Below are 5,669 nucleotides of genomic sequence, written 5' to 3' on the forward strand. Positions count from 1 at the left end.
GAGCCGTCCGGCGACGAACCGCGGCTCGAACCCCGGCCCGCCGCGCCGCCCCGCCGGGCCGCCGTCCGGACGGCCGGGCCAGGACGCCGACCACGACGCGTCCAGAAGCAGCGCCATCGCGTCGAACGTCGCCGCCAGCGCGTACATCTGCAGCGGGGACGCGTCGTCCTCCCCGCCCGCCGGCCCCTCCGGAACCCCGCCCTGGCCCGGCCACCACGGCTGCTCCCCGACCGGACCGCCGGACGTCCACAACGCGGCCAGCGGCGTCGCACGGCGGGACTCGGCACGGCACACCAGCCCCTCCGAGAGCAGCACGCGCCCCTCCATGCCGCAGCTGACCTCCCCCGAACAGCGGTCCCGCTCCAGGCGGAGCAGCAACTCCTCGAGCGCGACGTCACCCCCCTCACCCTGCGGGCCCCCGCCCGGCGGGGGCGGCATCGACGGGACGGCGGCGGATTCCCCTCGCACCGGGGAACCGGCGGCGTTTTCGCCCGCGGGGCCGGAGAACCGCGGGGCGCCGGAGAACTCGGACCCCATCACGCCCCCTCCGCGAGCAGATCGACGATTTCCCGGACCCGCAGCCGCGCCAGCGCCAGATTGCCGCTGTCCCGGTCGAGGACGACGTGGAGGAACAGCTGGGTGCCGAACGCCCGGCCGACGCAGACCAGCAGGTGGTAGCCGAACGTCCCGGAGACGATGATCTCCTGGACGTCGTCGCCGGCCGGTGACGCGCTGAGCGCCGGGCTGGCCAGCACCACCCGGACGACGTCGGTCGTGCCCGCCGCGTCCTGGTGCTGGTCCAGTGCCCCGGCGGCGCCGCCGGACGCGGCCACCGCCAGGCCGGTGGAGCAGTCGACCAGGGTCGCGCCACGCGCCCCCGGAATCGTCATGATCTGCTCCATGCAGCCATTGATGCCCACCGCGCCCCCCTTCTGCGAGTGCGTGTCCCAGGGCCCTGACCGTACGCGTCGGATAAGGCGCGTAAAGCGATATCCCGGAGCGAATTCACGCGTTCAGGAAAGGGTGGGAATTCATCCCCGGTGGAACGCTTCAAAGAGGAGGGATACCTGTCGGTATAAACGACAGGAGGGGGCGCGTCCGGGCGGCAGGGACGTTCGGGGGCAAATCCGGCCGGGGGAAGTGGGCGTCCCGCGATGCCCGAAAGGGGGCGGCCGGAACGGGGCAATCTCGCCCAAGAGGGGTGACGGGAGCCCGCGGAGGCGTACCGTCGGAGACGAGTACTCGTCCACGAGTACTCGTCGGCGAGTAGGGACGGGCGGAGGTGGCCCCGGTGGCGAAGCGGCGCAGGGTCGGCAACCTGCTGGCGCTGCCGGTGCTGAGCTCGCTCGGCGAGCGCCCGATGTACCCCTACGAGATCGCCTCCACGCTCCGGCGCCGCGGCAAGGACGCCAGCGTGAAGATCAACTGGGGGTCGTTCTACACGGTCGTCCGCAACCTGGAGAAACACGGGCTGATCAAGTCGACCGGCACCGTCCGTCAGGGCAACCAGCCGGACCGGACCGTCTACGCGATCACCCCCGAGGGCCGCGCCGAGCTCGCCGACTGGCTGCGCGAGCTGGTCGCCGTCCCCGAGCGCGAGTACCCGCGTTTCGAGGCCGCGCTCGCCGACGCCGCCGTCCTGCACCCGGGCGACTTCACCGGCCTGCTGCGCCGCCGCATGGAGGCGCTGGACGCCGAGCTCGCCGAGCAGGACCGGCGCCTGGCCGAGGCCCGCGCCTGGCTGCCCGAACTGCTCCTCATCGAGGCCGACTACCACCGCACGCTCGCCGCCGCCGAGACCGAGTGGGTCCGCGCGCTGCTCGCCCGGCTCGAGGACGGCACCATGCCCGGCCTCGCCGACTGGGCCCGCTTCCACGAGACCGGAGAGGTCCCCGAGGAGATCGCCCGGCTCAACGAGGAGGAACGGCGGCGCGCCGCCCAGCAGGCCCCGCCACCGCAGGAGGCCACGCCACCGCACGAGGAGGCCGACTGACGACGTCCGCCTGAGGACAGGCCACCCACAGCAACGTCAAGGCCCCGGCCGGTGCGGCAACACCGGGCCGGGGCCCGAGACCAGAACGCCGATCCGCGGCAACGGAACCAGCGACCTGGGCGACACCACAAGGTTAGCCGGACCCCCTCCGCCGCCGGATCGTCCCACCGATCCCACGAACGGGAGAGTCCCATGACCACCGACCCGTGCGCCGTGCGCGCGCACGACCTCGGCAAGACCTACGCCGTCCGCGGCGTCAAGGGCGGCGTCCGCGCGCTGGACGGCCTGGACGTCACCGTCGGACGCGGCATCGTCTTCGGGCTGCTCGGCCCCAACGGCGCGGGCAAGTCCACCACCGTCAAGATCCTCACCACCCTCACCCGCCCCGACCGGGGCACCGCCGTGATCGAGGGCGTGGACGTCCGCCGCCGCCCCGACCAGGTGCGCCGCCTCATCGGCGTCGTCGCGCAGCGCTCCGGCAGCGACCCGCGCGCCACCGCCCGCGAGAACCTGGTCCTCCAGGCCCGGCTGCACGGCATGGGACGGCACTCCGCCCGCGCCCGCGCCACCGAGCTGCTCGCCCGGTTCGACCTCGCCGAGGTCGCGGGCCGGCTCGTCAGCACCCTGTCGGGCGGCACCCAGCGCCGCCTGGACGTCGCGCTCGGCCTCGTCCACCGGCCCGCCGTCCTGTTCCTGGACGAGCCCACCACCGGCCTGGACCCCGAGGCCCGCGCCGCGATGTGGGCCGAGATCCGGCGGCTCGCCGGGGACGACGGCCTCACCGTCGTCCTCACCACCCACTACCTGGAGGAGGCCGACCGGCTCGCGGAGCGCCTGGCGATCGTCGACCACGGACGTGTCGTCGCGGGCGGCACCCCCGACGAGCTGAAGGGCGAGCTGCGCGGCGACGCCGTCCACCTCGAACTGCCGTCCGGGACCGTCCCCGCGCAGGTCCGCGCCGTGCTGGAGGACCTGCCGCCCATCCGGGAGGTCCGCGTGTCGGGAGGCGGCGTCAGCGCCCGCGCCGACAACGGCGCGGCGGCCGTCCCCGCCGTCCTGGCCGCGCTCGAACGCGCCGGGACGCCCGCCGCGTCCGTGACCGTCGCCCGCCCGTCCCTGGACGACGTGTTCCTGCGCTACACCGGCCGCCGCTACCCCCCCGAATCCGACCCCGACACCCCCTCCGGCGACGGCACCCCACCCGGCAGGGAGACCCCACCCGGCGCGGATGCCGCGCCCGGCGTCCAGGCCGTCCCCCAGCCCGGCCCGTCCGCCCGGAAGGAGGCCGCGCGATGACCGCCGCGCCCGTCACCGCCCCCGCGCCCCGCGCGTTCACCGTGCCGCGCCTGATCGGCCACACCTGGCTCCTCACCGGACGCCGCCTGCACGCGGTGGCCCGGCAGCCCGCCGTCATCGCCGGGAACCTCGTCCAGCCCGCGATCTGGCTGTTCCTGTTCGGGTCGCTGTTCCGCCGCGTCGTGGACATCCCCGGCTTCGGCCACGGCTCCTACCTGGGGTACCTCGTGCCCGGCGTGATCGCCATGAACGCGATGAACGCCAGCATGTGGGCCGGTGTCGCGATGATCGAGGAGATCGACCGGGGCACGCTGAACCGGTTCCTGACGTCCCCGGTCAGCCGGGTCGCGCTGATGACCTCCGGCGTCGCCGACCAGGCCGTCACCACCGGTCTGCAGTCCGTCGCGATCCTGCTGTTCGGGCTGCTCGGCGGCGCGCACTACCCGGGCGGGATCGCCGGGTGCGCCGCGGTCGTCGCGGCGGGCGTCCTGCTCGGGACGGTGTTCGGGGGCCTGTCCAACGCGATGGGCATGCTGCTGCGGCAGCGTGAGGCGATCATCGGGTTCAACGTGCTGTTCATGCTGCCGCTGACGTTCCTGTCCTCGGCGTTCATGCCGACCGCGCTGATGCCCCGCTGGATCCGGGTCATCACCGCGTGCAACCCGCTCGACTGGGCCGTCCGCGCGGGCCGCTCGGCCCTCACGACCAGCCCCGACTGGGCCTCGGTCGCCGCCCGCGGCGGCGGCCTGCTGGCCCTGGCGGTGGTGTGCGTCGGGATCTCCGTCGCGACCTTCCGCTCCTACCAGAAGTCCGTCTGACCCTTCCCCGCGGCGGCCCGGCCCCCGGGTGGGCGTCCGGGCCGCCGCCCGTTCTGTCTGATCGCCTACCCTGACATGGGACGAAAGGGACGCGATCGATGAGCGAACTGCTCCGCACCGGGCGCGCCATGGCGATCGCGACCACCGTGTCGCGGATCACCGGGTTCCTCCGCGCGCTGGTGCTGGTCACCGCGCTCGGCATGGGCACCCGGCTGCTGGACGCCTACACCGCCGCCAACGTCGCCCCGAACACGATCTACGAGTTGGTGATGGGCGGCGCGGTCGCCAGCGTCGTCGTCCCGCTGCTGGTCCGGCAGGCGTCCCGGCCCGACGCCGACCTTTTCGCCCAGCGGCTGCTGTCGCTGGTGGTCTACGGGCTCGGCGCGGTCGTGATCCTGACGGTGATCGCCGCGCCGCTGATCGTGGACGCCACCGTCTCCGGGTTCTCGCCGCCGCAACGGCACGTCGCGGTCCTGTTCACCCGGTTCTTCATGCCGCAGATCCTGTTCTACGGCGTCAGCGCGACCCTGGCGGCCGTGCTGAACGCCCGCGGACGGCTCGCCGCGCCGATGTGGGCGCCGGTCGCCAACAACCTCGTCGTGACCGCGACCGGGCTGGCGTTCGTCCTGGTCGGCGGCACCGGGCACATCGAGTCGCTCACCACCGGGCAGGCGCTCCTGCTGTCGGTCGGCACCAGCGCCGGCGTCGCCGCGCAGATGACCGTCCTGGCGTTCGCCGGGCGCCGCGCCGGGTTCCGGCTGCGGCTGCACGCCGACCCGCGCGGCATCGGCGTCCGGCGCATCGCGGCCATGGCGGGCTGGACGGTCGCGTCCGTCGCCGCCGCGCAGGCCGTGTTCGTGGTCTGCTCCCGGCTCGCCTCGCACGCCGGGGCGGGCATGCTCGGCGTCTACAGCAACGCGTCCATGATCTTCCAGCTGCCCTACGGGGTCATCGCCGTCACCGTGATCACCGGTGTCCTGCCGCGGATGAGCCGCGCCGCCGGACGCCGCGACCTGGCGGGCGTCACCACCGACCTGTCGCACGGCCTGCGGCTCACCGGCGTCGCCCTCGCCCCGGTCGCGGCCGCGCTGATCGTCCTCGGCCCGGCCCTGACGACGCTGATGTTCGCGCACGGCAACACCTCGCCGGACGCGGCGCGGCTGACCGGGCGGACGCTCGCCGCCTACGGGCTGGCGCTCGTCCCGTTCGCCGGGTACCAGATCATGCTGCGCGCGTTCTACGCGCTCGGCGACACCCGGACGCCCGCGCTGATCAGCGTCGGCGTCTCGGCGGTGACGGTCACCGCCGTGCTGGTCGCGTCCCGGTTCACCGGCGGCGCGCGGCTGGTGATCGCGCTGGCCGCCTGCACCGCCGTGGCCTACACGGCCGGGCTGCTGGTCACGGCCCTGACGCTGCGCCACCGGCTCGGCCGGGTGGACGGCCGCCGCCTCCTCGACGTCCACGTGCGGAGCCTGGCCGCCGCGACCGTCGCGGGGCTGGCGGCCGCCGCCGTCGCCCACGCGGTCGACGGCTCCCTCGGCGCCGGGCCGGGCAGCGCGGCC

The 5,669-nt window shown here is 74.7% G+C and carries 6 protein-coding genes; 4 read left to right on the forward strand and 2 right to left on the reverse strand.

From position 1 onward, the window contains the following. The coding region (locus EBO15_RS42515) for a hypothetical protein (RefSeq protein ID WP_147481910.1) at positions 1 to 468 on the reverse strand (468 nt) is incomplete at its 3' end. Positions 469 to 536: 68 nt separating this feature from the next. Continuing rightward, positions 537 to 890, reverse strand: a complete 354-nt coding sequence (locus EBO15_RS42520; protein ID WP_233616856.1) for a hypothetical protein — start codon at positions 888 to 890, stop codon at positions 537 to 539. 401 nt (positions 891 to 1,291) lie between these two features. Between EBO15_RS42520 and EBO15_RS42525 the strand changes: the two genes are divergently transcribed. The 4 genes from EBO15_RS42525 to murJ form a co-directional block, all read left to right on the forward strand. Next, the gene (locus tag EBO15_RS42525; protein ID WP_122200102.1) at positions 1,292 to 1,993 is read left to right on the forward strand and encodes a PadR family transcriptional regulator; all 702 of its coding nucleotides are present in this window, start codon (positions 1,292 to 1,294) and stop codon (positions 1,991 to 1,993) included. Between the two features lie 192 nt (positions 1,994 to 2,185). Continuing rightward, positions 2,186 to 3,289, forward strand: a complete 1,104-nt coding sequence (locus EBO15_RS42530) for an ABC transporter ATP-binding protein (RefSeq protein ID WP_122200103.1) — start codon at positions 2,186 to 2,188, stop codon at positions 3,287 to 3,289. Continuing rightward, positions 3,286 to 4,107, forward strand: coding sequence for an ABC transporter permease (locus EBO15_RS42535; protein WP_122200104.1), 822 nt, complete (start codon positions 3,286 to 3,288; stop codon positions 4,105 to 4,107). The genes EBO15_RS42530 and EBO15_RS42535 overlap by 4 nt, the downstream gene beginning before the upstream one ends. A gap of 98 nt (positions 4,108 to 4,205) precedes the next feature. Next, the coding region (gene murJ, locus EBO15_RS42540; RefSeq protein ID WP_122200105.1) for a murein biosynthesis integral membrane protein MurJ at positions 4,206 to 5,669 on the forward strand (1,464 nt) is incomplete at its 3' end.

The organism is Actinomadura harenae, assembly GCF_003696215.1.
GTDB classification, from domain to species: domain Bacteria; phylum Actinomycetota; class Actinomycetes; order Streptosporangiales; family Streptosporangiaceae; genus Spirillospora; species Spirillospora harenae.